The organism is Synechococcus sp. A15-24 (genome assembly GCF_014280195.1).
Lineage (GTDB): Bacteria > Cyanobacteriota > Cyanobacteriia > PCC-6307 > Cyanobiaceae > Parasynechococcus.
This window is the reverse complement of the sequence record NZ_CP047960.1, coordinates 169,318-194,325: the sequence shown is the minus strand read 5'-3', so window position 1 is coordinate 194,325 and position 25,008 is coordinate 169,318. Positions and strand designations below refer to the sequence as shown.

Here is a 25,008-nt window from a genome sequence, read left to right as displayed (position 1 = left end):
CGATTTAAATCACTCCACAGTCACACTCTTAGCCAGATTGCGGGGTTGGTCCACATCCAGGCCCCGATGGGCTGCGATGTGGTAACTCAACAGCTGCATGGGCACCACCGTCAGCAACGGGCTGATCCACTCGCTCACCTCCGGCACCGGCAGCAAGTCATCAAACAGCGCCGTGTCAGGTCCCTCTGGGGCCACACCAATCAAGCGAGCATCGCGGGCCTTGGCCTCCTGGGCGTTGCTGAGCACTTTCTCGAACACTGTTCCCGGCACCGCGATGGACACGACCGGAACATGGGCATCCAACAGGGCAATAGGACCGTGCTTCATCTCACCAGCCGGATAGCCCTCGGCATGGATGTAGCTGATCTCTTTGAGCTTGAGAGCACCCTCCAGCGCGATGGGGTAGTTGATGCCCCGACCCAGGAAGATCACGTCCTGGGTTTCGGCAAAGCGATGGGCCAAGGCTTCTGAGCGCTGATCATGGAGCGACACCAACTCCTGTAGCTGCTGGGGAAGCATGCGCAATTCATCCACCAGCGTCTGGATTTCAGCGGCTGAACGACTGCCGCGGCGTGCTGCGAAGGCCATCGCCAGGCCATAGAAGGCCAACAGCTGTCCTATGAACGTTTTGGTGGCCGCCACGCCCACTTCAATGCCGGCACCGATGTCCAAGACATGGGGAACCTGACGGGAGAGCGAACTCTCTGGACGGTTGGTCACCCCCAGCTGGCGCGGTGCATAGGCCGGGTCAGGGTGGGTGGTGCGGCGCTGGGCCTCCATCGCCAAGGCCGCAAGGGTGTCGGCTGTTTCGCCAGATTGGGTGACACCAATCGTGAGGGTATTAGGGGCCAGCGGCGGCGGGGCGTATCGAAATTCACTGGCGTAGTGAACGGCCGTGGGCAATCCTGCGAATTGCTCCAGCAAATGGGCACCCACCAGAGCCGCATGGCGACTGGTGCCGCAGGCCAGGATCTCGATTCGTTCGATGCCGGCATAAAAGGCCTCATCAAACGGCAAGGCCACGGGCATCGATGCCGGCAGCCCCGCTGGCAGATGGCGAGACACCCACAGTGCCGCCGTCTCTGGCTGCTCATGGATTTCCTTGAGCATGAAATGGCGGAACTCCCGCTTGTCCGCCATGTGGTTCATTCCTGTCAGCAGGGTCGGCATCCGCTGCTGACGCACGCCGTCGCCGTCGTAGAGCTCCACCCCCAGCGGCGACAACAGGGCCACTTCGTCGTCCTCCATCGGCAGGATCGTGCGGGTGAATCCGGCCAGAGCCGGGGTGTCGCTGGCACAGAGGAACTCGCCCTCACCCAGGCCGATTAACAAGGGGGCAGCCCGGCGGGCCACCACCAGAGCGCCAGGAGTCTGCTCCCAGATCACCGCCAGGGCGTAGGCCCCCTGCAGTTGGGGCAGCACGGCCTGCACCGCCTGAAGCAAGGTGGAACCGCTGGGCTGTTCGCCGTTCTGGAGGCTTCGGTGAAGTTCAGCGGACACCAGATGAGGGATGACCTCGGTGTCCGTTTCCGACTGGAACACCACGCCGCCAGCTTCAAGGCCATCCCGGAGCTGCCGGTGGTTTTCGATGATGCCGTTCTGCACCACAGCGACCCCTCCATCGGCACTGCAGTGGGGGTGAGCGTTGTGCTCCTCCGGTTTGCCGTGAGTGGCCCAACGGGTGTGGCCGATGCCGCACTGCCCGGGGGCCCCGATGGCCTCCACACGCTGACTGAGGTTGACGAGCTTGCCTTTGGCCCGCAGACAGGTGAGTCGTCCCTCACGGTTGACCGTCGCCACGCCAGAAGAGTCGTATCCGCGGTACTCCAGTTGCCGCAGACCCTCAAGCAACTGTGGCGCTGCAGGCTGGGACCCCACCAGGGCAACGATTCCGCACATAAAAAAAGCCCGGCACAAGCCGGGCCGAGCTTATGGCGTGATCACGCTGACGTCAGTAAGCCAAGCCCATGGAACGGGTGGTTTCATCACCCAGGTAGACCCGGATGCTGAGGAAGTCGGTGGGGCAGGCGGTTTCGCAACGCTTACAGCCGACGCAGTCTTCGGTACGGGGAGAGGAAGCAATCTGTCCGGCCTTACAGCCATCCCAGGGCACCATCTCGAGCACATCGAGGGGGCAGGCGCGCACACACTGGGTGCAGCCGATGCAGGTGTCGTAGATCTTGACGGCGTGGGACATGTACCCGGTGCGAACGAGGTCGTGAAGCAAACGTACCCGTGCCACCGCTGAGCCACGCAGCAGCCGTCACCGTTGTTAATGAGCTGCCCAAGTCCGAGAAGTTAGAAGAGGGCCTCCCCGTAAGATGCAGCGTCCCGTTGCCACGGCCATGTCACAGGAAGCGATCCTCGAGAAAGTCCGTTCCATCGTCGCGGAGCAACTCAGCGTCGATGCCGGTGAGGTGAAACCCGAATCCAACTTCCAGAACGACCTGGGCGCTGATTCCCTAGACACGGTGGAACTGGTGATGGCCCTTGAAGAGGCCTTCGACATCGAAATCCCTGACGAAGCCGCCGAGGGCATCACCACCGTGGGAGACGCCGTCAAATACATCGAAGACAAGCAGGCCTGAGCAACGACATGGTGGACGGTCTCCATCGCGTCGTCGTCACGGGCCTCGGCGCGGTCACACCGATCGGCAACACGGTTCAGGGCTACTGGAACGGCCTGATTTCCGGACGGAACGGGGTCGGTGCAATCACTCTGTTTGATGCGTCTGACCACGCTTGTCGCTTCGCTGCGGAAGTGAAGGACTTCGATCCCGCTGGGTTGATCGAACCGAAGGAAGCCAAGCGCTGGGATCGCTTCTGCAAGTTCGGTGTCGTGGCCGCCAAACAGGCCATCGCTGATGCCGGCCTCACGATTTCCGATGCCAATGCCAATCGCATCGGCACGATCATCGGTTCCGGCGTGGGCGGTCTGCTCACCATGGAGACCCAGGCCCACGTGCTGGAAGGCAAAGGTCCGGGACGGGTGAGCCCCTTCACCGTGCCGATGATGATTCCCAACATGGCGACCGGTCTGGCCGCCATTGCCCTTGGCACCAGGGGGCCGAGTTCCGCTGTGGCCACCGCCTGTGCGGCTGGCTCCAACGCCATCGGTGATGCCTTCCGGCTGCTGCAGCTGGGCAAAGCTGACGCGATGGTGTGTGGTGGTGCTGAATCGGCGATCACCCCTCTGGGTGTTGCCGGGTTCGCCAGCGCCAAGGCCCTGTCCTTCCGCAACGACGAACCCGCCACCGCCAGTCGCCCGTTCGACAAGGAACGCGACGGGTTCGTGATCGGCGAAGGGGCCGGCGTGCTCGTGCTCGAAACGCTGGAGCACGCGCAAGCGCGTGGCGCCACGATCCTCGGAGAAGTGGTGGGCTACGGCATGACCTGCGATGCCCACCACATCACTTCACCCACACCGGGCGGTGTCGGCGGCGCTGAAGCAATGCGACTGGCCCTGGCTGATGGCGGCATCGATCCATCTGAGATCGATTATGTGAACGCCCACGGCACCAGCACCCCTGCCAACGACAAGAACGAGACCTCGGCCATCAAGAGTGCTTTGGGGGATCGTGCGCTGCAGATTCCAGTGAGCTCCACCAAATCGATGACCGGCCACCTGCTGGGTGGATCCGGCGGCATCGAAGCGGTGGCCTGCGTGCTGGCCCTCCAGCATGGGGTCGTTCCCCCGACCATTAACCACACCAACCCGGATCCTGACTGTGATCTGGATGTCGTGCCCAATCAGGCGCGGGATCAGACACTGGGAGCGGTGTTGTCCAACTCCTTCGGCTTCGGCGGCCACAACGTCTGCCTGGCTTTCAAACGCGCCAGTTGAGCCTCAGGCTCTCATCGTGCGTCACAATCGCCCCAACTTTTCTCCTTAACACCATGGTCGCTGCGCCCGCGTCTCTCGACACGCTCTGCATCAACAGCATCCGGATGCTGGCCGTCGATGCCATCAACAAGTCCAAGAGCGGCCACCCCGGCCTGCCGATGGGCTGCGCACCCATGGGTTACGCGCTTTGGGACAAATTCCTCAAGCACAACCCCAAGAACCCCAAGTGGTTCAACCGCGACCGCTTTGTGCTGTCGGCTGGTCACGGCTGCATGCTGCAGTACGCGCTGCTGCACCTCACCGGCTACGACTCGGTGTCGATCGACGACATCAAGCAGTTCCGCCAGTGGGGCTCCAAGACGCCCGGCCACCCCGAAACCTTTGAAACCCCCGGTGTTGAAGTGACCACCGGCCCCCTGGGCGCCGGCATCTCCAACGCCGTCGGCCTGGCGATCGCTGAATCCCACCTGGCCGCCAAGTTCAACAAGCCCGGCGCCACCCTCGTGGATCACTACACCTACGTGGTGATGGGTGATGGCTGCAACCAGGAGGGCATTGCTTCGGAAGCCTGCTCCCTGGCCGGCCACCTGAAGCTGGGCAAGCTGATCGCCCTCTACGACGACAACCACATCACCATCGACGGCCGCACGGACGTGTCCTTCACCGAGGACGTGCTCAAGCGCTACGAGGCCTACGGCTGGCATGTGCAGCACGTGGCTGATGGCAACACCGACGTGGACGCCATCGCCAAGGCGATCGAAGCCGCCAAGGCCGTCACCGACAAGCCGTCGATCATCAAGGTGACCACCACCATCGGCTACGGCTCCCCCAACAAGGGCGACACCGCCGGTGTCCACGGTGCACCCCTGGGTGAAGACGAGACCGTTCTGACCCGTCAGCAGCTGGGATGGGAGTATGGCCCCTTCGAAGTGCCCCAGGAGGCCTATGACCAGTTCCGCCAGGCCATCGATCGCGGCGCCAGCCTCGAAGCCGAGTGGAACCAGACTCTGGCCACGTACCGCACCCAATTCCCTGCTGAAGCCGCTGAGTTCGAACGGATGCTCCGCGGTGAACTGCCCGAGGGATGGGACAAGGATCTGCCCACCGCTGGCCCTGACGAGAAGGGTCTGGCCACCCGCAAGCACTCCCAGATCTGCCTGGGTGCCCTCGGCCCCAACCTGCCCGAACTGATCGGCGGCTCGGCTGACCTCACCCACTCCAATTACACCGACATCAAGGGTGAGACCGGCTCTTACCAGCCTGAAACCCCTGAGAAGCGCTACCTGCACTTCGGTGTGCGTGAACACGCCATGGCGGCCATCCTCAACGGCATCGCGTATCACGACAGCGGCCTGATCCCTTACGGCGGCACCTTCTTGGTGTTCGCCGATTACATGCGCGGCTCCATGCGCCTATCGGCCCTGAGTGAGCTGGGTGTGATCTACGTGCTCACCCACGACTCCATCGGCGTCGGAGAAGACGGCCCCACCCACCAGCCGATCGAGACCATCCCCTCCCTGCGCGCCATGCCCGGGATGCTGGTGTTCCGCCCCGGTGATGCCAACGAAACCAGCGGTGCCTACAAGCTGGCGATTCAAAACCGCAAGCGCCCCAGCGCTCTCTGCCTCAGCCGCCAGGGCATGGCCAACCAGGCCAACTCCTCCATCGACAAGGTCGCCAAAGGTGGTTACGTGCTGGACGATTGCGACGGCACCCCGGAGCTGATCCTGATCGGCACCGGCACTGAGCTCGACCTCTGCGTCCAGGCTGCCAAGCAACTGACGGAAGCCGGCAAGAAGGTGCGCGTGGTCTCCATGCCTTGCGTCGAGCTGTTCGATGAGCAGAGCGATGCCTACAAGGAAGAGGTTCTCCCCAACGCCGTGCGCAAGCGCATGGTGGTGGAAGCCGCTGAATCCTTCGGCTGGCACCGCTTCATCGGCCTAGACGGTGACAGCGTGACCATGAACCGCTTTGGTGCTTCTGCGCCTGGTGGCACCTGCCTGAAGGAGTTCGGTTTCACCGTTGAGAACGTGGTGGCCAAGGCCAGCGCCCTGTTGGCCTGATCAACGACGGCCCAATCGAAAATTCAGACCCCTTGCCGCGGCAGGGGGTCTTTTTTTGTTCAACAAAAAATCGGCTCCTGAATCAGAAGCCGGGCATGCGAGCCAATTTGGAGTGGCCGCGTCAGTCAGCCTTATCGAGCTTCACAGGGGTGAGCTCTGCTACTCCACGAGCTTCCAGCACCTTCTCCAAACCTTCGATGTCCTCTTCGGTGATCTTGGTCTGCATCGGGCAGTGCTTGGGTCCGCACATCGAGCAGAACTCAGCCTGCTTATAAATATCGGCCGGCAGGGTTTCGTCGTGATACTCCTTGGCCCGCTCGGGATCCAAAGACAATTCGAACTGTTTGTTCCAATCGAAGTTGTAACGGGCGCGGCTGAGCTCGTCGTCGCGATCACGGGCACCGGGGCGATGGCGGGCGATATCAGCCGCATGGGCAGCGATCTTGTAAGCGATCAGGCCTTCACGCACGTCTTCGGCGTTGGGCAGACCAAGGTGCTCCTTAGGAGTCACGTAGCAGAGCATCGCTGTGCCATGCCAACCCGCCATGGCCGCACCGATGGCTGAGGTGATGTGGTCGTAGCCAGGAGCGATGTCGGTGACCAAGGGGCCGAGCACGTAGAAGGGCGCTTCGCTGCACTCCTCCATCTGCTTCTTCACGTTGAACTCGATCTGGTCCAGGGGCACATGACCAGGGCCTTCCACCATCACCTGCACGTCGTGCTTCCAGGCACGCCGGGTGAGTTCTCCGAGGGTCTTCAGTTCCGCCAGCTGAGCAGCATCGGACGCATCGTACTGACAGCCAGGACGCAGGGAATCTCCCAAGGAGAAGGTGCAGTCGTAACGCTTGAAGATCTCGCAGATGTCATCAAAACGTGTGTACAGAGGGTTCTGGCGGTGGTGGTAGAGCATCCACTGGGCCAGGATTCCTCCGCCGCGGCTGACGATGCCGGTAAGACGCCCCTTCACCTTGGGCAGGTGCTCGATCAGCAAACCCGCGTGGATGGTCTGGTAGTCCACACCCTGCTGGCAATGCTTCTCGATGATCTGAAGGAAGTCGTCTTCACCTAGCTTCTCGATCGAGCCGTGCACACTCTCCAGGGCCTGATACACCGGCACCGTGCCGATCGGCACAGGTGATGCATCGATGATCGCTGTGCGCACCTCATCAAGGTTCACTCCACCGGTGGAGAGGTCCATCACCGTGTCGGCGCCGTACTTCACCGCCAGCTTCAGCTTGTTCACCTCCTCGGCAGCATCGGAGGCATTGGGAGAGGCGCCGATGTTGGCATTCACCTTGCACTTGCTGGCGATGCCGATCGCCATGGGCTCCAGCCCGGTGTGATTGATGTTGGCGGGAATGATCATGCGGCCCCGGGCCACCTCCTCCATCACCAACGATTCGGGCAGGTTTTCCCGCTTCGCCACGTAAGCCATTTCCTCAGTCACCAACCCCTGACGGGCGTAGTGCATCTGAGACACGTTGGCCTGGCCCTTGCGGGGAGACACCCAGGAAGCGCGCATGATCGGAACTGCGATGGGAAGCCAGAGGTCGGCGACGGCCGGTTCGATCACGCTGGTCACTTCCCTGCGCCGGCATGACCCGGTTCAGGTTCAGAGGGTGTGATCTCAGCCCCGTCGGTTAAAAACCGTTCGAGGCACCCCTAGTGGTCTTTGAAAGCTAGCAAGCATCCCTGGCTTTCCAGGTCAGCTCGATTGCAGACCATTTAGAGCAGCTGCCACCACACGGTGATCACTGTCCTGCTGAAGAGGCTGCAACAGCGCTCTGGCCTGATCACCAATGGCCTGACCTGCTCCATCCCGCACCAGACGCCCAAGAATTTCGGCCCCGCTCACCCGCACCGTCCCGTCGGCATCGGTGATCGCCATCGTGGCCAGTTCCATCAACCAGGAGAGATTGATCTCCGGCTGCTCGGCCAGAGCCGAAAGAATGCTGCAACGCACCAGCCAGGCGTCATCGGCGGCAAAAGCGTGTTGCAGTAGCGGCCAGGCCTGTTCCACACCATAGCTCGCTAGGGCATTGGCCGCTTCCGCCCGCACATTCGGGTCCTCATCGTTCACCAACAAGCGACTCAACACCTCCCAGCCCTGCTCGGTGCGCTTGTAGCCCAGTCCACTGCAGCTCAACGACCGCACCAAGAACGGCTTTTGCTCGGTGCCCAACACCAGCAGCGGCACCGCATCAGCGTCGGAGACAAACCGGAGCTGGGTCAGAGCCGGCATGGCGCGCACCGGATCGCCGCTGGCAATGGCCTCCTGCAACAAGGCGAGATCTGGAACGGGGGTGTCGGAAGACTCGGTCATGCCATCAGTCTCACGGAGAAGAGTGCCGACTGCTGCGCAACGCACTCAGGATCCGGGCGCGGTGTCGGCGACGGCCCACTGCGCTGCCGATTATCAGGCCGGTTCCCACCAGCGCCGCCGGCAAAGCCTGAATCCGATCCCTGCCCTGGCGTTGATGCACAGCGACTAAAGCCAGCATCAGCAGCAACGGCGCACCGAGAGACACAAAGCTGAACGACAAGCGAGTCATAAGGGCGACTGCACCTCCATCCATTCCAAAAGGGTGGCAGTGAGCACCTGAATGCCGACCCCCAAGGCCCGCTCATCCAGCTGAAACCGGCCGTGATGCAGCGGCGCACAGCCATCCGGCCCAGCCACCCCAAGCCGGAGCATGGTGCCGGGCACATCCCGCAACAGCTCGGCGAAGTCTTCTGCTCCCAGCGACGGCAGATCAACCGGCAAAACCTGATCACGCCCCAGCAGCTGCACAGCACGACGTTCCATCAGATCAGTCAGGCCAGGGTCGTTGTGCACCGGCGGAGCAATGCAGCGGTAGCTCACCTCCGCCTCGCCACCACCACTGCGGCAGATCGCCTGCACGGTGTCGTCGATCCAGGCCGGCAGGCGCCCATGCAGCTCCAGATCGAGGCATCGCACTGTGCCCAGCAGTCGCACACGATCGGCGATCACATTGAAAGCACGGCCACCTTCCACCCGTCCGAAGCTGATCACCACAGGCTGCAGGGCATCAAGACGGCGACTGATGGCTTGCTGCAGTTCGGTCACCACCCGAGCGGCGAGCCAGATGGCATCCACCGCCTGATGAGGACGGGCACCATGCCCGCCTTCCCCTTGGATCTGGATCTCCAGTTCTCCCGCTGCTGCGGTGAGGCACCCGCGGCGGATACCCACGCTGCCCCCCGGCAGATTCGGCACCACATGCACGCCAAAAAGGGCGTTCAGCCCGTCGGTGGCGCCGGCATCCCGCATCCACACCGCCCCCTGCGCCAGCTCCTCCGCAGGTTGAAACAACAAACGAACGCGAAAGGGCAACTCCTCCCTGGCCCCCAGCAACCGGGCCACACCGAGTCCGATACAGGTGTGCAGGTCATGGCCGCAGGCGTGCATCACCCCCTGACGCGTGGAGGCAAAGGAGAGCCCGGTGCGCTCCTCCACAGGCAGGGCATCCATATCAACCCGCAGGCCAACCGTGGGTCCATCCAGCGGCCCCGTTTCTGCCACAACCCCCGTACGTCCGACGCCCTCCTGAACGCGCCAGCCGCAGGCCCGCAATTCTCCAGCCACCAGTGCTGCCGTCTGATGCTCCTCGCCGCTGAGCTCAGGGTGGGCATGCAGATGTCTCCGCAGCTCGATCAGCTCGGGCAGGGCCTGATCCAGGCCGTTCAACAGCTCCTGATCCAGCACCGTCATCGCTCCTCCAAAGCCAGAAAGGCCATCAGCTGCTTGGCGGGTTGCGGCGGCCAACGCCGCACATCAAGCAGCCACTCCTTCTGGCGATAACGGGTGTCGAGGCCAGCCGCCGCGGCCCAATGGCTTTCGGCTTCACCGGAAGACCCCCCTTGCCAGAGCAGGCCACTGAGGGCGGCCCGAGCATCAGCAAAGAGGGGATAACGGCGGATCAGCTTGCGCAGTTCAGCCTCGGCCCAAACCAGATCCTGCTGCTGCCATGCCGCCAGGGCGGCACTGGAGCGGGCCATGGCGAAACCGGGCCGGGCATCAGCTGCCTGCTGGTAGAGGCGTCTGGCGCTGTCCCAATCCCCGGTGGAACCCCGCACATTGCCAAGGTTGTAAAGCGCTGAGGCATCTGTGGCGTCCCGCTTCAGGATCCAGAGGTAATCCGCTTCAGCGGCAGCCCAGTCCTGAAGGGCCTCCTCAGCCGTACCCCGATTTAAGTGCGGATCCAGTTCCTCTGGAGCCAGCTCGATCGAACGGGTCTGATCGACGATCGCCCCATCAGGATCTCCAAGGGCCAAACGGACATTGCCACGGTTGCTCAGGGCAGCGGCATCGTTTGGGGATAGCTCTAGCACCTGATCCCAGAGCGGCAAAGCCCCCACAAAGTCTCCGCTCTGACTGGCCTGGAGAGCCCGGCCGTAGAGCGTTTCCAAATCCTCAGCTACAACGCTCTGAGGCAGGAGCCACAGCAGAACAGCCAACAGCGCAGCACACCAGCGCGTCATGCCGCCTCCTGCTCGCGGAGATGCGCGCGGGCGGCTTCGGTGAGCATCCGGCCTCGCGGTGTGCGTACCAGTAGCCCTTGCTGGAGCAGAAAGGGTTCCACCACCGATTCCAGCGTGGTGGGATCTTCCCCGAGGGCCGCAGCGAGGGTTTCAAGGCCTACAGGTCCACCGTCATGGTGCTGATCTAGTTGCGCCAGTAGACGTCGATCACCTGCATCCAGGCCACGATGGTCGACCCGATGCAGGCTCAGGGCCTGGCTCACCAGACCTTCATCAATCTGGTTCTGCCGCCCCTGAACGCAGGCCACATCACGGACCCGGCGCAACAGACGGTTGGCGATCCGCGGCGTGCCGCGGCAACAGCCCGCAATACGACGGCAGGCCCCAGCGGAGAGGGACACTCCGAGCAGATCAGCGGTTCGAGACACGATCGCCTCCAGATCCTCCAGGCCGTAAAACTCAAGCCGCTGGATCAGCCCGAAACGGTCGCGCAGCGGTGAACTGAGCGATCCAGCCTTGGTGGTGGCCCCTACCAGGGTGAAGGGTGGCAAATCCAGAGAGCGGGTTCGCGCTGTGCTGCCCTTGCCAACGGTGAGGTCCAGCCGTCGATCCTCCATCGCGGGGTACAGCAGCTCCTCCGCCACCCTGTTGAGGCGATGGATCTCATCGATGAACAGCAGATCCCGTGGCTGCACGTTGACCAGCAAACCCACGATGTCCCGGGGACGCTCCAGGGCCGGGGCACTGGTGATGCGGCAGGTCACCCCAAGTTCCTCGGCCAGCACCAGGGCCATGGTGGTCTTTCCGAGACCCGGAGGGCCGTAAAGCAACACATGGTCCAGGGCCTCACCACGACCGATGGCCGCCTGGACGGCGATGCCCAACACCTGCTTCAGTTCGTCCTGGCCGATGTAGTCGTCCAGGCGCTTGGGCCGTAATCCATCGTCGGGACGCCCGGTCGCTTCTTCCGGCGACGGCTGCGCATCGAGCACCGGCTCACGACGAGGAGCAGAGGAGCCGGCGTTGGAGGAGACGATCGCCATTTCTGCAGGGTACCCAGCCCTGGATAGGGTCGGGAGACGCAGCCGCAGCCATGGCCAAGGGGGGAGCAAAAAAAGCAGCCGCAGCCGCGGCCCGTGCCGCCGCCAATCGGATGCTGGCGGACAACCGTCAGGCCAGACATCAATACGAAATCCTGGAAACCCTCGAAACCGGCATCGAACTGGTGGGAACCGAGGTGAAGTCGATCCGCAACGGCAAAGCCAACCTGCGGGACGGCTTCTGCCTCATCCGCAACGGTGAACTGCAGCTGCACAACGTGCACATCTCACCCCACAGCCATGCAGGTGCCTACTTCAACCACGACCCCCTGCGCACCCGCAAGCTGTTGGCCCACCGCCGCGAAATCGACAAGCTGCGCGGTCAACTCGATCAGAAAGGCCTCGCCCTGATCCCCCTGAACATCCACCTCAAGGGCTCCTGGATCAAGCTCACCATCGGCCTTGGAAAAGGCCGCAAACTGCATGACAAACGTGCGGCTGAAAAAGAAAAGCAATCCAAGAAAGAGGTGAAGGCAGCGATGGCACGCTTCTGAATCACTCCATCGGGTCAAAGTCCAACGGCTCCGGCTCGATTGGAGCAAGCTCCCCAGCGGCCGGCTGCTGAACCTTTTTGGGCTGCGGCGGTGCATCGGCGCGGCAGGACAGGGTCAGGACTCCGGAAGCAACGCCGTCATTAACCACCAACACCTGCACCGGTGATCCCGCCTCGGCGGGGAGGCTGACCACCCGCAGCGGGCCCCTCGCCGCCAGCACCTGGCCTTGCGAACCAAACACTGTCATCTCCATCAACGGCGTGCCGTTGATCCCCAGCACCAGCGATGATCCTGCTGGAACCGTCACCGCGATCAAACGGGCTCCGCCCGACGACACCCTGAGCGAGCGGGTGGTGGCTTCCCCAGATCGCGCGGCGATCGTATCGATCCGAATGCCCTGCAGCGTCTCCATTGCTGCGGCGATCCACAGCTGCCGGTAAGGCTCTACAGCGGGGCTTCCGCTGACATCGCCAGGGAGAACGTTGCGCGCGGCGGCAGTCACCAGCTCCTGAATCACCCGAGGGTGAACGTCCTGCTGGATCAGGATCTGCTTCTGCTGGTCCCAGTCCTGGGTGTCGAGCTGTCCCAGCCGGGCGCGGATCGATGGCGGCAGTTGCTCAACCCGCGCCAACCACTCCTCAGACAGATCCTCCCAGACCTGCCTCAACGGAGCATCCTCCACCGAAGCGGAAGGCAACCGCCCTCCCCGCTCGGGGAAACGGCTGAGCCAGCTGCTGTCCACCAAACTGAGGAACCAGGTGCGGTTGATCTGCAGCGCCCGCAGGCGGTTGAGCAACTGCTGTCGCGACTCTGAATCTTGAGGTTGAGATGGTGGCTGCGGACTAACCACACGCTCCCGTTCCGCGCGCTTGGAGTCGGCCGCAGGGGAATCCTCCGAACTTGATCCACGGGAGAGGACCAACCAACCAATCAGCGTTCCCAGCAAAGCTGAGATCACTAGAGCGGCGACTACGGGCCACACACGCCCCTCTGCGGCTCGCTCGCGTTGGCTGGCGATAACACGGGCCATCTCCGACCTCCGGACCGGACGAGCTTCAGAGCCCGCAAATTTCCTCACTCAATCGTAAGGACGCTGCGGCGATGGGCAGCTCGCTTTAGGGTCCGCGGCGAACGTTGAACCTGGTCTTGCAGCTGAACACCCTGCTGGAGGTGCGTCATCGCAGTGAGGCGTTGATCGATCCCCTGGAACCGGAGGATCTGGGCCTGCAGGGAATGGCGGATGCCAGTCCACCGAAGTGGCATCTGGCTCACACCAACTGGTTTTTTGAGACCTTCCTGCTGCAACCACATCTCAAGGGGCACGTGCCCTGTGATCCCCGCTGGGCCTATCAATTCAATTCCTATTACGACAGCGTTGGTGATCGACACCCCAGACCCCAGCGGGGACTGCTGAGTCGGCCAACCATCACGGACATCCTGCGCTGGCGCTCCCGGGTGAATGAAGGACTCGAGCAGTTGCTCAAAGCACCCGATGAAACCTGTCTTCAGCTCATGGAGTTGGGTCTTCAGCACGAACAGCAGCATCAGGAGCTGCTGTTAATGGACCTGTTGGATGGCTTCAGCCGTCAACCGCTAGAGCCTTGCTATCAGCGTGAGGCAGACCTGAGCAGCCAGACCACATCCGATGGATGGCTGCGCTGCGACGAAGGTTTGGTAACGATCGGCCATGGGGGAGCGGGCTTCCACTTCGACAACGAAGGGCCTCGTCATCGTGTGTGGCTGGATGGGTTCCAGATCCGCAATGACCTGGTGAGCAATCGCGCCTTCCAGGCCTTCATCGCGGACGGTGGCTACGCACGCCCGGATTTATGGATGAGTGAAGGCTGGAGCCTCTGTCAGCAGAACGGCTGGACCGGCCCGTGCTACTGGCGTGGCGTTCAGGAGGAATTCACCCTGGCCGGCCGCCAGCCGCTGGATCCGGATGCTCCTGTGCGGCACTTGAGCTGGTTTGAAGCGGATGCCTTCGCCCGCTGGAGTGATGCCCGGCTGCCAACAGAAGCGGAATGGGAGCACGCCGCTGCAGTCCACGGCGAAGCCCTGCTGCACAGCCATGGGGTGTTGTGGCAGTGGACAGCAAGCCCTTATCGCCCCTACCCCGGGTTTGTGACACCGCCCGGCGCCATCGGCGAATACAACGGCAAGTTCATGAGTTCTCAGTTTGTGCTGCGGGGCAGTTGCTGGCTGACGCCCCCCGGCCACAGCCGGAATACCTACAGAAATTTCTTCCCACCCGCCAGCCGTTGGATGGCTGCAGGCCTGCGGCTGGCGCGATGACCATCGAGCTGCTGGATCTCCACCCTGCGCCCGCCGATCTGCGTCGGCTGGTGGAAGACGGCCTGCGTAGCCGCCCTCGGCAGCTCCCAGCCTGGCTGCTGTATGACGACGAAGGCTCACGGTTGTTCGCTGCGATCTGCGAACAACCCGAATACAGCCTGACGCGCACGGAACTGGCCATGCTGGATCAGCATGCGAAGGCCTTGGCCGCTGCGGTTGGCCAGGGGGTGATGGTGGAATTCGGCATCGGCCATGCCCCCAAGGTGTCCCCCCTGTTGAACGCCATGCATGCCAGCACCTTTGTGGCATTGGACATCAGCTCTTCGGCGCTGCAGGAGGCGCTGGAGGCGCTGAGGGCGGATCATCCGACGGTTTCAATGCTGGGGATCTGCTGCGACCACAGCCAACTAGAGGCCCTGCCGGCCCATCCACTGCTGGATGGACAACCTCTTGTGGGGTTCTTTCCGGGAAGTTCCCTGGGCAACTTCAGTCCTGATCAGGCCATAGAACTATTGAGACGGTTTCGCCACCTGCTCCGCGGTGGGCCGCTACTGCTGGGGCTGGACCAACCCCGCGATCCAACGCTGCTGGAGGCCGCCTACGACGATGCAGCAGGGGTCTCTGCAGCCTTCGCCCGCAACCTGCTGACACGGCTGAATCGCGATCTGCAAGGAAACATCGACCCAACATCCTTTGCCTATCGAGCCCGTTGGCAACCTCAGGCGAGTCGCATCGAGATGGCACTGGTGAGCCGTTGCGATCAGACCGTCCAGTTGGCAGGGCGACCCTGGTCCTTCACTACCGGTGACCTCTGGATCACGGAGCACAGCGTGAAATACAGCCCCGCCGCCGCTGCCGAGCTGGCCCTGCGAGCCGGCTGGACGATCCAGGAACGCTGGCATGACGCTGAGGATCACCTATCGATGCATCTGCTGCAGCCGGCAGACTGAACCAGAATTCCAGGTGAGTGCGATGAAAACCGAGGAACGGCGTCAGGCGATTAAGCAGCAGCGCGAGCAGCTGATCCAGGAGCTTGAAGCTGTATACCTGGCAGCGTTTGATCGTCTTGGTGGACTGGAGGGAGAGGTCGGCGAAGTGAAAGCGGCGCAGTTGACCCAGATAATCCTCAACTCGAAGACAGCCGCGATCGAACCCCTGCAAGCCGAGATCGAGAAACCGGTGATCACCACACCGGGGAGCAACCCATGAGCAACTGGCTGGAGCAACTGGAACGGGAGCTGGACCAACGGCTGGCTGCGTTTCTGAGCCAGAACCCCGTACAGGAGGAGTTGTTCAGGCAGCAACACCAGCTGGACCGAGCTCAGTCCCTGCAGCGCCAACGGCAGCAATTGCAACAGGATGCCGAGGAACAGCGAAAACAGCTCCTCGCCCTCGCCGCAGACGTCCGCGCCTGGACGGAGCGTACGGAGCGAGCCAAACGTGCCGGTGAGAAGGAGCTCAGCCAACGGGCTGAACAGCATCTCAACGGCCTGATGAATCAGGGACGAACGCTATGGATGGACCTGGCTGACCTGGGCCGGCGGTTCCAGGAAGTGGATCAGCAACTGCACGAACTGAGCCAGCAACAGCGCAGTGGTGTGACTTCCCTTGATCGGGACTGGGCCCTGTTCGAAGCGGAACAGGAACTGGAGCAGTTACGCCGTGACGCCGGCCTGAACTGACTCAGGCCTTGGGGGCGGGGGGATCAAGGCTGACACCCTCGGGCGGAGGCGTGGGATCCGGGTCCGCAATCAGCATGTGCTGCAGCACGATTTCAGGGCGCTCGCTATCGCGCCAGCGAATCCGATAAGCGGGCATCTTGGTGCCACGGCTGGTGGTCTGCTCCACCGGTTCCATCACCCAACCCCGGCGGGAACGGCCCTGGGGGTTGCGCTTGACCACAGCATCAGCGTGCTTGAAGCGGAACCCTACGCGCTCTCCACTCATGGGATTCGGACCATGCCACTGGGTGAATTATCCCATTGCGGGGGCATCCTCCGCCCTGGGCTCCGGCCGCAGGAGTGGGAAGGCGATCACATCGCGGATCGACGGGCTGTCCGTGAGCAGCATCACCAAACGATCGATGCCAATGCCTAACCCACCGGTGGGAGGCATGCCCACCTCGAGGGCCGTGACGAAGTCTTCATCTAACCCCTGCGCTTCGAGATCCCCGGCGGCCTTACGGGCCTGCTGGGCCTCCAGACGCTGCCGCTGATCCACCGGATCGGTGAGCTCACTGAATGCATTGGCATGCTCGCGGCCAACGATGAACAGCTCAAACCGTTCCACCAGGCCGGGTTTGCTGCGGTGAGGTCGGGCCAGCGGTGAAATCTCCACCGGGTAATCGGTCACAAAGGTGGGTTGGATCAGCGTTGTCTCCACCGCCTGCTCGAAGGCTTCATTCAGCAGACGCCCCACGGAGTCCGCCAGTTCAGGCGCATGCAGGCCCTTGGAAGTCATCGCCGCCGCGGCCTCCTCACGGCTCTGGAAACTCTGGAAATCAAGACCGGTGGCTTCCGCAACCAGCTCATGCATGGTGGCCCGGCGCCAGGGAGGGCTGAGATCAATCTCGGTGTCCTGATAGGTGATCTGACAACTGCCACACACCTCCTGACAAACAGCGCTCACCATCTGCTCGGTGAGCTCCATCATTCCGATGTAATCGGAATAGGCCTGATAGATCTCCACCGAGGTGAATTCAGGGTTGTGGCGGGTGCTGACCCCTTCGTTGCGAAAGATCCGGCCCAGCTCATACACCCGCTCGAAGCCACCCACCACCAGGCGTTTGAGATGTAGTTCGGTGGCGATGCGCAGGGTGAGGGGAAGATCCAGGGCGTTGTGGTGGGTCTCGAAGGGTCGAGCATCGGCACCGCCCGGTTCGCTCTGCAGCACCGGCGTCTCAATTTCGAGAAAATCCCGCTGATCCAGCCAGCGGCGGATGCCGCTCACCAGCCGTGCCCGGCGGCGGAAGGTCTCCCGGCTGTCTGGCGACACGATGAGGTCGAGATAGCGCTGGCGATAGCGCTTCTCCACATCGGCCAGGCCATGCCACTTATCCGGCAGCGGTTGCAGCGCCTTGGTGAGCATGCGCCAATCGCTCACCTTCACCGACAACTCACCGCGATCGGTGCGGCGCAGCGTGCCGCTCACCCCAAGCCAGTCGCCACCATCCACCAGCCCGGTGATCTGCTTGAACCAGCCCTCCTGCTGGGCCTCCAGGCTCGCTTTCTCGAGAAACAGCTGAATGGTTCCGGTCTCATCCGCCAGGGTGAAGAAAGCGAGCTTGCCCATCACCCGCCGGGTCATCACCCGTCCGGCGACGGACACCGTCACCGCACGTTCCTCGCCATTGGGGAGGTCGGCATGGGCCTCCTGCAGGGCCGCCATGCGATGGGTTGGCTCAAAGTTGAGGGCGTAGGGACCCTGGCCCAGATCAGCCAGCGCCTGGGATTTCTCCAAACGGGTGTCGCGCAGCTCAGACACAGCAGACGGGTCAATCGGGCGCCATCCTGCCCGCTCGCGGGGGGATCAGGCCGTCGCCGCGGTCTCTCCCAGACGCTGAGAGCAGTAGCCGATGCCACGAACAGTCAGAATCAGCTCGGGATTGCGGGGATCTGGCTCCAACTTGCCCCGCAGTCGCGCCACGTAAACGTCTACCACACGCAGGTCCGCAGCACGGCGCGGCGGATACCCCCAGAGCTGCTCCAGAATTTCTGCCCGCGGCACCACCTCGCCGGGTTCACGGAACAACAATTCCAGCAGGCTGAATTCGGTGTAGGTGAGGTTGATCCGTTCAGCACCGCGGGTGACCTGACGGCGGTTGGTGTCCACCACCAGCTCACCGAGACGCATCACGCCTTGCCCTGTGGGCAGCTCACGGCTCTCAATTTCGGCAGCACCTCGACCGACTCTGCGCAGGATGGTGGAGATGCGTGCCTCAAGTTCCTTAGGGCTGAACGGTTTTGGCAGGTAATCGTCAGCTCCCAGATCCAAGCCAGCAACTTTCTCGGAAATGGCGTCGACGGCGGAAAGAAAGATGATCGGGACGCAGGATTCGGCCCGAAGCCGCCGACAGACAGCGAAGCCATCCAGCTTCGGCAGCATCACATCAAGAACTACCAGGTCGGGCGACTCGCTGTGAAACAGCTCAAGGGCCTGCTCACCGTCTTCAGCGCAAACAACGCGATACCCCGACAGCTGCAGGCGCATCACGAGCACGCGCCTGACAGCTGCCTCGTCATCAACAACGAGAACAGTGGCTTTTGTTTGGCTCAGGGCGTCACCAGACATCAACCTGGCTTAACAGGTTGAAACCATACCGTTCAACCCGAACGGATCGGGACGAAAGCGCTTCTGCCGCATTCCCTTTACCGATTCTCTTAAGGATGTTCGGCCTCGGTTAGGGCCATCGGGCCTGGGAATACAGGTTCCATTCACGGGCCGCCTCTCCGAGCGCTGCGTCGCTGCTCAACTGCCCCAGCATTGCGCGCTGCAGCTGGGTGTACACGATGCTCTGCAGACGCTTGATGCCCGGCAATGCAGGCACCAGAACCCTGGCCTGCGTGAGGGTCTGGGCGGAGAGCAAACGGGCCCTGCGGATCTGCCGCTCCGGCTCGGTGCTGGGTTGTTCCTGCTCCAGAGACGAGCGCACCGCCGCCAGAGCGTCAACGGACGAGGGCAGCACCCGGGCCTGTTCAGCAAAACGGGTTTGGTTGGCGGCATTGGTGAGGAACAAGGCCAGATCCACGGCCTCCTGGGCGCGCGCACTTTGCTGCGGAACAGCCAGGGTCATCACGGCCACATTGGCCGTGCCATCAGGTCCGGTGAGGGGCGGATGCGGTTCCGTTGCGGCGGCGATGCCCGGGGCATTCACCTGAATGCTGCGCAAAAACTCCGCGCCGGTGGCTGCCATGGCGAGATCACCGCTCTGGAACAGTTCGATCGCTCGGCGCTGCCCCTGGCTGACCACCTCCCGGGGAAGCAGTCCCTGCCGGTACAGATCCGTCCAGAAGCGGAAGGCCTGGCGACCGGCTGGACTGTCGAAGGCAGCCCGGCGCTGGCCATCCAGCAGGGTGACCCCCATCTGCACAAAGGACTCCAGCAACTCCGCCGAGTCATCCGGCACGGTCGTGATAAACAGTCCGTAACGACCGGTTCGCTCGCGGATCCTGCGCGCAAAGTCGGGAATCTGCTCCCAACATCTGGGGGGCTGATCAATGCCAGCGCGCTCAATCAACCTTCGGTTGACCAGGCTGAGGCGAACCGTGAGGTACCAGGGAATCGCGATCTGCCCGGCATCGGCATCGCGACAGGCATCCCAGACGGACGGAAGATAAAGATCAGCGGCATGCGGAGGCAGCAGCGTAGTCAGATCCGTCAGTCCCCCCTTGCTGGCGAGATTGGCGGCAAACGGCGGGTTGAGATTCACCACATCGGGCGCCGTACGGGCGTAAACGGCCGCCAGCAGCTTGCGCTCCACTGAACCCCAAGGGAGGTCCGTCCAGCGGACGGCCGCAGCCGGGTGGCGTTGCTGCCAAACCCCGAGCACATCAGCGAAGTAGTCATTGAATTTGGGAGCCAGTTGCAGGGTCCAGAGCTCCAAGGACCGCTGCTGCGACGGAGATCGACTGCAGGCCGCCAGCCCTGCCGCGACGGATCCCATCAGCAGCTCCCGGCGGCTGAGTCTCATGACGGCACCCTCCGTCGCCAGATCAGCAGTTGAACAGACGCGAGCATCGGTGCCAGCAGCCCGGTGATCAGAGCCTGACACCAGAGGGTGTGCCACCCCCAGCCCTGCAGCTGGGGCTCCAGCGGCCAGCCGGAACGAATCACTAGTTGAACCAACACCGTGGTACCCAGGAGCATGGACCCCAGCCAAGCCAGCAAACCGAGATTGAGGCTGCGTTGAATTGGCTGGGCGCGACGCCCGAGCCGCCCCCACCACCAACCCAGCAGCACCAACGCCGGAATCTGACTCCAACCCGACAGATGCAGACCATCCATCACCAATCCCACCGCCAAGCCGGACAACGCTCCGGAAAGCGGACCCTCCACCAACGCCCAGGGCAACAGCCAGATCACAGCCCAAGACGGTGGGACGCCATCGAGACCCAGCCAGGGAGGTGTGGCGAGGGTGGCCAATGGCACGAGCAGGCTTGAGGCCACACAGATCGGCTGTTGATGCAGGCGGGCCATGGTCAGCGCGTCTTCACCTGCACCCAGTCGATGGCCTCCGGCGCAGCGATCAGCTGCACCACAGCGGTGGTGGCCGGCGCCGCCTGCTCGTCCACGGCCTGAACCACCCCCACAGGAATGTTGGGCGGCAGCAACGTGCTGGCTGGCGACGTGCTCACCAGATCACCCGGCCGCACATCAGGATCGCGATCGATAAAGCGCAGCTGAGGTCGACTGGAGCCCAGACCCACCAGCAGGCCATGGCGGCGGGAGCGGGGCAACCAAACGCCGATCTCGTGGCCTGGAGAGGTGAGCAATTTCACCCGTGCCGTAGCGGGTGTCGTGCTCGAGACCCGGCCCAGCAGTCCCCCAGGCCCCAGGACGGCGTCGTTCACGGCGATGCCCTGGAGAGCACCCTTGCCGAGCTCCAGTTGCTGCCACCAGCCACGGGGGCGGCGGGCAATCACCGCCGCAGACACCACACCTTCAGCAGCGCCAGCCTCCTGAAGAGCCAGAAGACCGCGCAGGCGCTGGTTGTCTTGCTCCAGGAGCGACAACCTGGATTTCTGTTCCAGATCGCTGGCGGCCACAATCCATTCCCGCTGGGCTGAACCGGGCCAGAACGGGCGGCTGAGCAAGGCATAGGCGTCAGCGAATCCGGCACCTTTGCTGAAACGCACCAACACCAGGCCTGCCAACAGCAGAAGCCAAGGGGTGAACTGACCCAGTCCGCGCCAGCGACTGTTCCCAGGCCGCAGCGTTGGGGCCATGGGCTCAGGCGCCGGCGGGGGAGCGGATGAATTCCGGCGTGTCCACAACACGCTGCAGGCGCTTCCAGTCCTCCAGCACCTGGCCGCAGCCATTGACCACGCAGAGGAGAGGGTCTTCTGCGATGTGCACAAAGATGCCGGTCTCGTGGCTGATCAGATCACTGATACCGCGCACCAACGCTCCACCTCCGGCCAGCATGATGCCGCGATCGACGATGTCGGCAGCCAGTTCGGGGGGGGTGCGCTCGAGGGTGCGCTTCACAGCTTCAACGATCACGTTGAGGGGCTCGGCGATCGCTTCCCTCAGGTCTCCGGCTTTGAGGTTGATGGTGCGGGGCAGTCCAGAGAGGAGGTGCAGCCCTCGCACGTCCATCGACTCCTGATCGAAGGCATCATCGGGGAACGCAGAGCCAATGCGGATCTTGATGTCTTCCGCAGTGCGCTCGCCCACCACCATGTTGTGGACCTTCTTGAGATAAACGCCGATTGCATCACTGATCTCATCACCGGCGACGCGCACGGATTCACTGAGCACCGTGCCACCGAGGCTCAATACCGCCACCTCCGTGGTGCCACCGCCGATGTCGACGATCATCGTGCCGACGGGTTCGGTGACCGGCAGGCCGGCACCGATGGCAGCGGCCACCGGCTCATCGATCAGATGCACCTCGCGAGCGCCGGCCATGCCGGCCTCACGCACGGCGCGACGCTCAACGCCGGTGACGCCACTGGGGATACCCACCACCAAACGGGGCGCCATGATCCCTCTGCCTTCATTGCCCTTGGTGATGAAGGTCTTAAGCATCTGCTCTGCTGCATCGAAATCAGCGATCACACCGTCGCGCAGCGGCCGCACGGCGCGGATGTTCCCCGGGGTCCGGCCCAGCATCAATTTGGCTTCGTCACCCACCGCGAGGGTGGCGCCACGCTCAAGATCCAGTGCCACCACAGAGGGCTCCTGTAGCACGATGCCTTTACCTGAGACGTAAATCAGCGTGTTGGCAGTGCCCAGGTCGATGCCGATGTCGCGAGACAGCTGGAAACGACGAAACAGCACGGCCACAGGACCTCAGGCCGGCGAATCATAGGGGTGGAATTCGACCCTGCCTGTTACATCCGGCGGGAGGGGTGGAACTCCTTGAAAGCAGCCACAGAAACCGTGGCGCATCATTGAAACCAACACAAGGAGAAGACCCATGGGCGTGAATTCCGTCACCCTCGTCGGCCGTGCCGGCCGCGACCCCGAAGTGCGCTACTTCGAATCGGGAAGCATGGTTGCCAACCTCACGATGGCCGTGAATCGCCGCAGCCGCGACGACGAGCCGGACTGGTTCAACCTCGAGATCTGGGGCAAACAGGCCCAGGTGGCCGCTGATTACGTGAAAAAAGGCTCGCTGCTGGGCATCATCGGCAGCTTCAAGCTGGATCGCTGGACCGACCGCAACAGCGGTGAAGAACGCAGCAAACCGGTTGTCCGCGTCGATCGCCTTGAACTGCTGGGCTCCAAGCGAGACAACCAGGAGGCCTCTGGCAGCTTCGGTGGCCAGGCCACGGATGAAGAGATCCCCTTCTAAAGCCAGCGGTTGACGCCGGCGGTCAGTCGGACGACTGACGCCGGCACCAGACCCGCAGCCCCAGCCAGATCGCCCCAGCAAGAACAGCCACCACCAGCAGCACCTTCACGGCTTTGGAAACCGGGTCGATCCACAGTTCAACGTTGCTATAGCCCTCGCCAAGCGCCATCCCCGCCACAGAGAGCAGGACGGTCCAGATCAGGCTGCCGGCTGTTGTCCAGAGCAGAAACGGGGCCATCGGCATCATCTCGATGCCAGCCGGCACAGAGATCAAGGTGCGGATGCCGGGCACCAGCCGGCCCCAGAACACCAGTGCCGTTCCATAGCGGCCAAACCAACGGCGACTGCGTCCCAGTTCTTCGGGGCTGATGCCGATCCAGCGACCGTGGTTGCCAAGCCACTGCTCAATTCTTTCTTCGTTGATCAGTCGACCGATCCCATACCAAGGAAGAGCACCGAGCACCGTTCCCAAGAGTCCGGCCAGCACCACCGGCACCAGATCCAGCTGACCCTGCTGCACATAAAACCCCCCGAGGGGCATGATCAATTCGGAAGGAATCGGCGGGAACAGGTTCTCCAGAAACATCGCCGCAAAAATGGCGGTGTACCCCAGCCATTGGTTCGCCTCCACCGCCTGACCGATCAGCTGCGGCAGCTGCGTGATGGCATCAGAAAGCCCCATGGAGCCTGAGCGTGATCGCGCAAGTCTTCCATGGGGCTGAACAATCCGCCGATTGGTGGATCAATAGCGGTAGTGGTCGGGCTTATAGGGACCTTCAACAGGCACGTTGATGTAATCGGCCTGGTCTTTGCTCAGCTCGGTGAGCTTGGCGCCGATGCGATCCAGGTGCAGACGGGCCACCATCTCATCGAGGTGCTTGGGCAGCACGTAGACCTCTTTGCCGTACTCGTTGCCCTTGGTGAACAACTCGATCTGAGCCAGCACCTGGTTGGTGAAGGAGTTGCTCATCACGAAGCTGGGGTGACCAGTGGCGCAGCCGAGGTTCACTAGACGGCCTTCCGCCAGCAGGATGATTCGGTTGCCGCTGGGCAGGGTGATGTGGTCCACCTGTGGCTTGATGTTGTCCCACTCGTATCCCTTGAGAGAAGCGACATCGATCTCATTGTCGAAGTGGCCGATGTTGCAGACGATGGCCTCATCCTTCATTTTCTCCAGGTGCTCGTTGCGAATCACCTGGTAGTTGCCGGTGGCGGTCACGAAGATGTCCATCTCCTCCACCACGTCCTCCAGGCGGACCACGCGGTAACCCTCCATGGCAGCCTGCAGGGCGCAGATGGGATCCACTTCGGCGATGCAGACGGTGGCGCCAAGACCGCGCAGGGACTGGGCTGAGCCCTTACCCACATCGCCGTAGCCCATCACCAGGGCCTGCTTGCCGGCCACCATCACATCGGTGGCTCGCTTGATGCTGTCCACCAGCGACTCGCGGCAGCCGTAGAGGTTGTCGAACTTGCTCTTGGTGACGGAGTCGTTGACGTTGATGGCGGGGAAGGGCAGTTCACCGCTCTTCTGCATCTTGTAGAGGCGAGCCACACCCGTGGTGGTCTCTTCCGTGACGCCCTGAATCTCGGCTTTGGTGCGCGAATAGAAGGTGGGATCCTGGGCCAGCTTCTTCTTGATCGACGCGAACAGAAAGGTCTCCTCTTCGTTGGAGGGATTGTCCAGAACGGTGATGTCCTGCTCAGCCTTGCTGCCGAGCATCACCAGGCCGGTGGCATCGCCACCGTCGTCGAGGATCATGTTGGGGGAACCACCGTCACCCCACTCGAGGATGCGGTGGGTGTACTCCCAGTACTCCTCCAGGGTCTCGCCCTTGACGGCGAAGACTGGAATGTTCTGGGCTGCAATGGCGGCAGCGGCGTGATCCTGGGTGGAAAAGATGTTGCAGGACGCCCAGCGCACCTCGGCGCCCAGCTCCACCAGGGTCTCAATCAGACAGGCGGTCTGGATCGTCATGTGCAGAGAGCCGGCGATGCGGGCGCCCATCAGCGGCTTCTCCGTGCCGTACTTCTCACGCAGCGCCATCAGACCGGGCATTTCGGTCTCGGCGATGTCGAGCTCCTTGCGGCCGAAGGCGGCCTGGTTGATGTCGGCGATGACGCAATCGACACCAAGCTTGAGTTCGGTCGCGGTTGTGGGCGCTGCCACCATGACTTAATGCTCCCTGGG

General features: G+C 62.8%; 27 protein-coding genes and 1 riboswitch. Of the genes, 9 read left to right on the top strand and 18 right to left on the bottom strand.

Annotated elements, in window-relative coordinates; genetic code table 11:
• Nucleotides 1–9: 9 nt before the first annotated feature.
• On the bottom strand, nt 10–1,899 hold the full coding sequence (glmS, locus tag SynA1524_RS00955) for a glutamine--fructose-6-phosphate transaminase (isomerizing) (protein WP_186498569.1): 1,890 nt from the start codon (nt 1,897–1,899) through the stop codon (nt 10–12).
• A 52-nt stretch (nt 1,900–1,951) separates the two neighbouring features.
• On the bottom strand, nt 1,952–2,197 hold the full coding sequence (gene psaC / locus SynA1524_RS00950) for a photosystem I iron-sulfur center protein PsaC (RefSeq protein WP_006850103.1): 246 nt from the start codon (nt 2,195–2,197) through the stop codon (nt 1,952–1,954).
• A gap of 148 nt (nt 2,198–2,345) precedes the next feature.
• Between psaC and acpP the strand changes: the two genes are divergently transcribed.
• From acpP to tkt, 3 genes are read left to right on the top strand one after another with little or no spacing between them, the layout of a single operon-like run.
• Nucleotides 2,346–2,588, top strand: a complete 243-nt coding sequence (gene acpP / locus SynA1524_RS00945) for an acyl carrier protein (RefSeq protein WP_007099572.1) — start codon at nt 2,346–2,348, stop codon at nt 2,586–2,588.
• Between the two features lie 8 nt (nt 2,589–2,596).
• A complete protein-coding gene (fabF, locus tag SynA1524_RS00940; protein WP_186498568.1) occupies nt 2,597–3,844 on the top strand; it encodes a beta-ketoacyl-ACP synthase II in 1,248 nt (415 codons plus the stop codon).
• A 53-nt stretch (nt 3,845–3,897) separates the two neighbouring features.
• Nucleotides 3,898–5,907, top strand: a complete 2,010-nt coding sequence (tkt, locus tag SynA1524_RS00935) for a transketolase (RefSeq protein WP_186498567.1) — start codon at nt 3,898–3,900, stop codon at nt 5,905–5,907.
• Nucleotides 5,908–6,028: 121 nt separating this feature from the next.
• On the opposite strand, the gene thiC is transcribed toward tkt, so the two are convergent.
• From thiC to ruvB, 6 genes are all read right to left on the bottom strand, one after another.
• On the bottom strand, nt 6,029–7,429 hold the full coding sequence (gene thiC, locus SynA1524_RS00930; protein ID WP_186499431.1) for a phosphomethylpyrimidine synthase ThiC: 1,401 nt from the start codon (nt 7,427–7,429) through the stop codon (nt 6,029–6,031).
• A 44-nt stretch (nt 7,430–7,473) separates the two neighbouring features.
• Nucleotides 7,474–7,581, bottom strand: a riboswitch (TPP riboswitch).
• 31 nt (nt 7,582–7,612) lie between these two features.
• Complete coding sequence (locus tag SynA1524_RS00925; RefSeq protein ID WP_186498566.1) at nt 7,613–8,230, bottom strand: HEAT repeat domain-containing protein; 618 nt, start codon at nt 8,228–8,230, stop codon at nt 7,613–7,615.
• 10 nt (nt 8,231–8,240) lie between these two features.
• A complete protein-coding gene (locus SynA1524_RS00920; RefSeq protein ID WP_186498565.1) occupies nt 8,241–8,459 on the bottom strand; it encodes a DUF3188 domain-containing protein in 219 nt (72 codons plus the stop codon).
• Nucleotides 8,456–9,640 carry a M20 family metallopeptidase gene (locus SynA1524_RS00915; RefSeq protein ID WP_186499430.1) on the bottom strand — a complete coding sequence of 395 codons (1,185 nt, stop codon included), beginning with the start codon at nt 9,638–9,640 and terminating at the stop codon, nt 8,456–8,458. The genes SynA1524_RS00920 and SynA1524_RS00915 overlap by 4 nt, the downstream gene beginning before the upstream one ends.
• Nucleotides 9,637–10,410, bottom strand: coding sequence for a tetratricopeptide repeat protein (locus tag SynA1524_RS00910; RefSeq protein ID WP_186498564.1), 774 nt, complete (start codon nt 10,408–10,410; stop codon nt 9,637–9,639). Before SynA1524_RS00910 ends, SynA1524_RS00915 begins: the two co-directional genes overlap by 4 nt.
• Complete coding sequence (gene ruvB / locus SynA1524_RS00905; RefSeq protein WP_186498563.1) at nt 10,407–11,453, bottom strand: Holliday junction branch migration DNA helicase RuvB; 1,047 nt, start codon at nt 11,451–11,453, stop codon at nt 10,407–10,409. Before ruvB ends, SynA1524_RS00910 begins: the two co-directional genes overlap by 4 nt.
• A gap of 50 nt (nt 11,454–11,503) precedes the next feature.
• Here ruvB and smpB point away from each other — a divergent pair, with 50 nt between their 5' ends.
• A complete protein-coding gene (smpB, locus tag SynA1524_RS00900) occupies nt 11,504–12,004 on the top strand; it encodes an SsrA-binding protein SmpB (protein WP_186498562.1) in 501 nt (166 codons plus the stop codon).
• 1 nt (nt 12,005) lies between these two features.
• On the opposite strand, the gene SynA1524_RS00895 is transcribed toward smpB, so the two are convergent.
• Complete coding sequence (locus tag SynA1524_RS00895) at nt 12,006–13,034, bottom strand: hypothetical protein (protein WP_186498561.1); 1,029 nt, start codon at nt 13,032–13,034, stop codon at nt 12,006–12,008.
• Nucleotides 13,035–13,150: 116 nt separating this feature from the next.
• Here SynA1524_RS00895 and egtB point away from each other — a divergent pair, with 116 nt between their 5' ends.
• The 4 genes from egtB to SynA1524_RS00875 are packed head-to-tail and all read left to right on the top strand — an operon-like array spanning nt 13,151 to nt 15,981.
• Complete coding sequence (gene egtB, locus SynA1524_RS00890; RefSeq protein WP_186498560.1) at nt 13,151–14,299, top strand: ergothioneine biosynthesis protein EgtB; 1,149 nt, start codon at nt 13,151–13,153, stop codon at nt 14,297–14,299.
• Complete coding sequence (egtD, locus tag SynA1524_RS00885) at nt 14,296–15,249, top strand: L-histidine N(alpha)-methyltransferase (RefSeq protein ID WP_186498559.1); 954 nt, start codon at nt 14,296–14,298, stop codon at nt 15,247–15,249. Before egtB ends, egtD begins: the two co-directional genes overlap by 4 nt.
• A gap of 22 nt (nt 15,250–15,271) precedes the next feature.
• Nucleotides 15,272–15,508: a hercynine metabolism small protein gene (locus SynA1524_RS00880; protein ID WP_186498558.1), complete on the top strand. Its 237-nt coding sequence runs from the start codon at nt 15,272–15,274 to the stop codon at nt 15,506–15,508.
• Entirely contained in the window at nt 15,505–15,981 is a 477-nt protein-coding gene (locus SynA1524_RS00875) for a hercynine metabolism protein (protein WP_186498557.1), read from the top strand. The genes SynA1524_RS00880 and SynA1524_RS00875 overlap by 4 nt, the downstream gene beginning before the upstream one ends.
• 1 nt (nt 15,982) lies before the next feature.
• On the opposite strand, the gene SynA1524_RS00870 is transcribed toward SynA1524_RS00875, so the two are convergent.
• The 7 genes from SynA1524_RS00870 to SynA1524_RS00840 form a co-directional block, all read right to left on the bottom strand.
• The gene (locus SynA1524_RS00870; protein ID WP_186498556.1) at nt 15,983–16,246 is read right to left on the bottom strand and encodes a DUF8660 family protein; all 264 of its coding nucleotides are present in this window, start codon (nt 16,244–16,246) and stop codon (nt 15,983–15,985) included.
• 27 nt (nt 16,247–16,273) lie between these two features.
• The gene (lysS, locus tag SynA1524_RS00865; RefSeq protein WP_186498555.1) at nt 16,274–17,782 is read right to left on the bottom strand and encodes a lysine--tRNA ligase; all 1,509 of its coding nucleotides are present in this window, start codon (nt 17,780–17,782) and stop codon (nt 16,274–16,276) included.
• Between the two features lie 45 nt (nt 17,783–17,827).
• A complete protein-coding gene (rpaB, locus tag SynA1524_RS00860; protein ID WP_186498554.1) occupies nt 17,828–18,589 on the bottom strand; it encodes a response regulator transcription factor RpaB in 762 nt (253 codons plus the stop codon).
• A gap of 109 nt (nt 18,590–18,698) precedes the next feature.
• A complete protein-coding gene (locus SynA1524_RS00855; RefSeq protein ID WP_186498553.1) occupies nt 18,699–19,988 on the bottom strand; it encodes an ABC transporter substrate-binding protein in 1,290 nt (429 codons plus the stop codon).
• A complete protein-coding gene (locus tag SynA1524_RS00850) occupies nt 19,985–20,494 on the bottom strand; it encodes a rod shape-determining protein MreD (protein ID WP_186498552.1) in 510 nt (169 codons plus the stop codon). The genes SynA1524_RS00855 and SynA1524_RS00850 overlap by 4 nt, the downstream gene beginning before the upstream one ends.
• Nucleotides 20,495–20,496: 2 nt before the next feature.
• The gene (mreC, locus tag SynA1524_RS00845; RefSeq protein WP_186498551.1) at nt 20,497–21,243 is read right to left on the bottom strand and encodes a rod shape-determining protein MreC; all 747 of its coding nucleotides are present in this window, start codon (nt 21,241–21,243) and stop codon (nt 20,497–20,499) included.
• A 4-nt stretch (nt 21,244–21,247) separates the two neighbouring features.
• Nucleotides 21,248–22,300 carry a rod shape-determining protein gene (locus tag SynA1524_RS00840; protein ID WP_286188753.1) on the bottom strand — a complete coding sequence of 351 codons (1,053 nt, stop codon included), beginning with the start codon at nt 22,298–22,300 and terminating at the stop codon, nt 21,248–21,250.
• Between the two features lie 139 nt (nt 22,301–22,439).
• Here SynA1524_RS00840 and SynA1524_RS00835 point away from each other — a divergent pair, with 139 nt between their 5' ends.
• Entirely contained in the window at nt 22,440–22,817 is a 378-nt protein-coding gene (locus SynA1524_RS00835; RefSeq protein WP_186498550.1) for a single-stranded DNA-binding protein, read from the top strand.
• Between the two features lie 22 nt (nt 22,818–22,839).
• Here SynA1524_RS00835 and SynA1524_RS00830 read toward each other — a convergent pair whose 3' ends face one another.
• A complete protein-coding gene (locus SynA1524_RS00830) occupies nt 22,840–23,499 on the bottom strand; it encodes a DedA family protein (RefSeq protein WP_186498549.1) in 660 nt (219 codons plus the stop codon).
• A gap of 60 nt (nt 23,500–23,559) precedes the next feature.
• Complete coding sequence (gene ahcY / locus SynA1524_RS00825; protein WP_186498548.1) at nt 23,560–24,990, bottom strand: adenosylhomocysteinase; 1,431 nt, start codon at nt 24,988–24,990, stop codon at nt 23,560–23,562.
• Nucleotides 24,991–25,008 lie beyond the last annotated feature (18 nt).

Bases quoted from the DNA above. Each gene is read 5' to 3' on its own strand.
- SynA1524_RS00925 (WP_186498566.1), bottom strand. From the start codon at position 8,230: ATGACCGAGTCTTCCGACACCCCCGTTCCAGATCTCGCCTTGTTGCAG.
- fabF (WP_186498568.1), top strand. From the start codon at position 2,597: ATGGTGGACGGTCTCCATCGCGTCGTCGTCACGGGCCTCGGCGCGGTC.
- ahcY (WP_186498548.1), bottom strand. From the start codon at position 24,990: ATGGTGGCAGCGCCCACAACCGCGACCGAACTCAAGCTTGGTGTCGAT.
- SynA1524_RS00915 (WP_186499430.1), bottom strand. From the start codon at position 9,640: ATGACGGTGCTGGATCAGGAGCTGTTGAACGGCCTGGATCAGGCCCTG.
- rpaB (WP_186498554.1), bottom strand. From the start codon at position 18,589: ATGTCTGGTGACGCCCTGAGCCAAACAAAAGCCACTGTTCTCGTTGTT.
- glmS (WP_186498569.1), bottom strand. From the start codon at position 1,899: ATGTGCGGAATCGTTGCCCTGGTGGGGTCCCAGCCTGCAGCGCCACAG.
- acpP (WP_007099572.1), top strand. From the start codon at position 2,346: ATGTCACAGGAAGCGATCCTCGAGAAAGTCCGTTCCATCGTCGCGGAG.
- SynA1524_RS00895 (WP_186498561.1), bottom strand. From the start codon at position 13,034: ATGGCCCGTGTTATCGCCAGCCAACGCGAGCGAGCCGCAGAGGGGCGT.
- SynA1524_RS00880 (WP_186498558.1), top strand. From the start codon at position 15,272: ATGAAAACCGAGGAACGGCGTCAGGCGATTAAGCAGCAGCGCGAGCAG.
- SynA1524_RS00870 (WP_186498556.1), bottom strand. From the start codon at position 16,246: ATGAGTGGAGAGCGCGTAGGGTTCCGCTTCAAGCACGCTGATGCTGTG.
- thiC (WP_186499431.1), bottom strand. From the start codon at position 7,429: ATGCGCGCTTCCTGGGTGTCTCCCCGCAAGGGCCAGGCCAACGTGTCT.
- SynA1524_RS00920 (WP_186498565.1), bottom strand. From the start codon at position 8,459: ATGACTCGCTTGTCGTTCAGCTTTGTGTCTCTCGGTGCGCCGTTGCTG.
- SynA1524_RS00850 (WP_186498552.1), bottom strand. From the start codon at position 20,494: ATGGCCCGCCTGCATCAACAGCCGATCTGTGTGGCCTCAAGCCTGCTC.
- smpB (WP_186498562.1), top strand. From the start codon at position 11,504: ATGGCCAAGGGGGGAGCAAAAAAAGCAGCCGCAGCCGCGGCCCGTGCC.
- SynA1524_RS00910 (WP_186498564.1), bottom strand. From the start codon at position 10,410: ATGACGCGCTGGTGTGCTGCGCTGTTGGCTGTTCTGCTGTGGCTCCTG.
- SynA1524_RS00830 (WP_186498549.1), bottom strand. From the start codon at position 23,499: ATGGGGCTTTCTGATGCCATCACGCAGCTGCCGCAGCTGATCGGTCAG.
- SynA1524_RS00875 (WP_186498557.1), top strand. From the start codon at position 15,505: ATGAGCAACTGGCTGGAGCAACTGGAACGGGAGCTGGACCAACGGCTG.
- psaC (WP_006850103.1), bottom strand. From the start codon at position 2,197: ATGTCCCACGCCGTCAAGATCTACGACACCTGCATCGGCTGCACCCAG.
- SynA1524_RS00855 (WP_186498553.1), bottom strand. From the start codon at position 19,988: ATGAGACTCAGCCGCCGGGAGCTGCTGATGGGATCCGTCGCGGCAGGG.
- egtD (WP_186498559.1), top strand. From the start codon at position 14,296: ATGACCATCGAGCTGCTGGATCTCCACCCTGCGCCCGCCGATCTGCGT.
- ruvB (WP_186498563.1), bottom strand. From the start codon at position 11,453: ATGGCGATCGTCTCCTCCAACGCCGGCTCCTCTGCTCCTCGTCGTGAG.
- mreC (WP_186498551.1), bottom strand. From the start codon at position 21,243: ATGGCCCCAACGCTGCGGCCTGGGAACAGTCGCTGGCGCGGACTGGGT.
- tkt (WP_186498567.1), top strand. From the start codon at position 3,898: ATGGTCGCTGCGCCCGCGTCTCTCGACACGCTCTGCATCAACAGCATC.
- SynA1524_RS00835 (WP_186498550.1), top strand. From the start codon at position 22,440: ATGGGCGTGAATTCCGTCACCCTCGTCGGCCGTGCCGGCCGCGACCCC.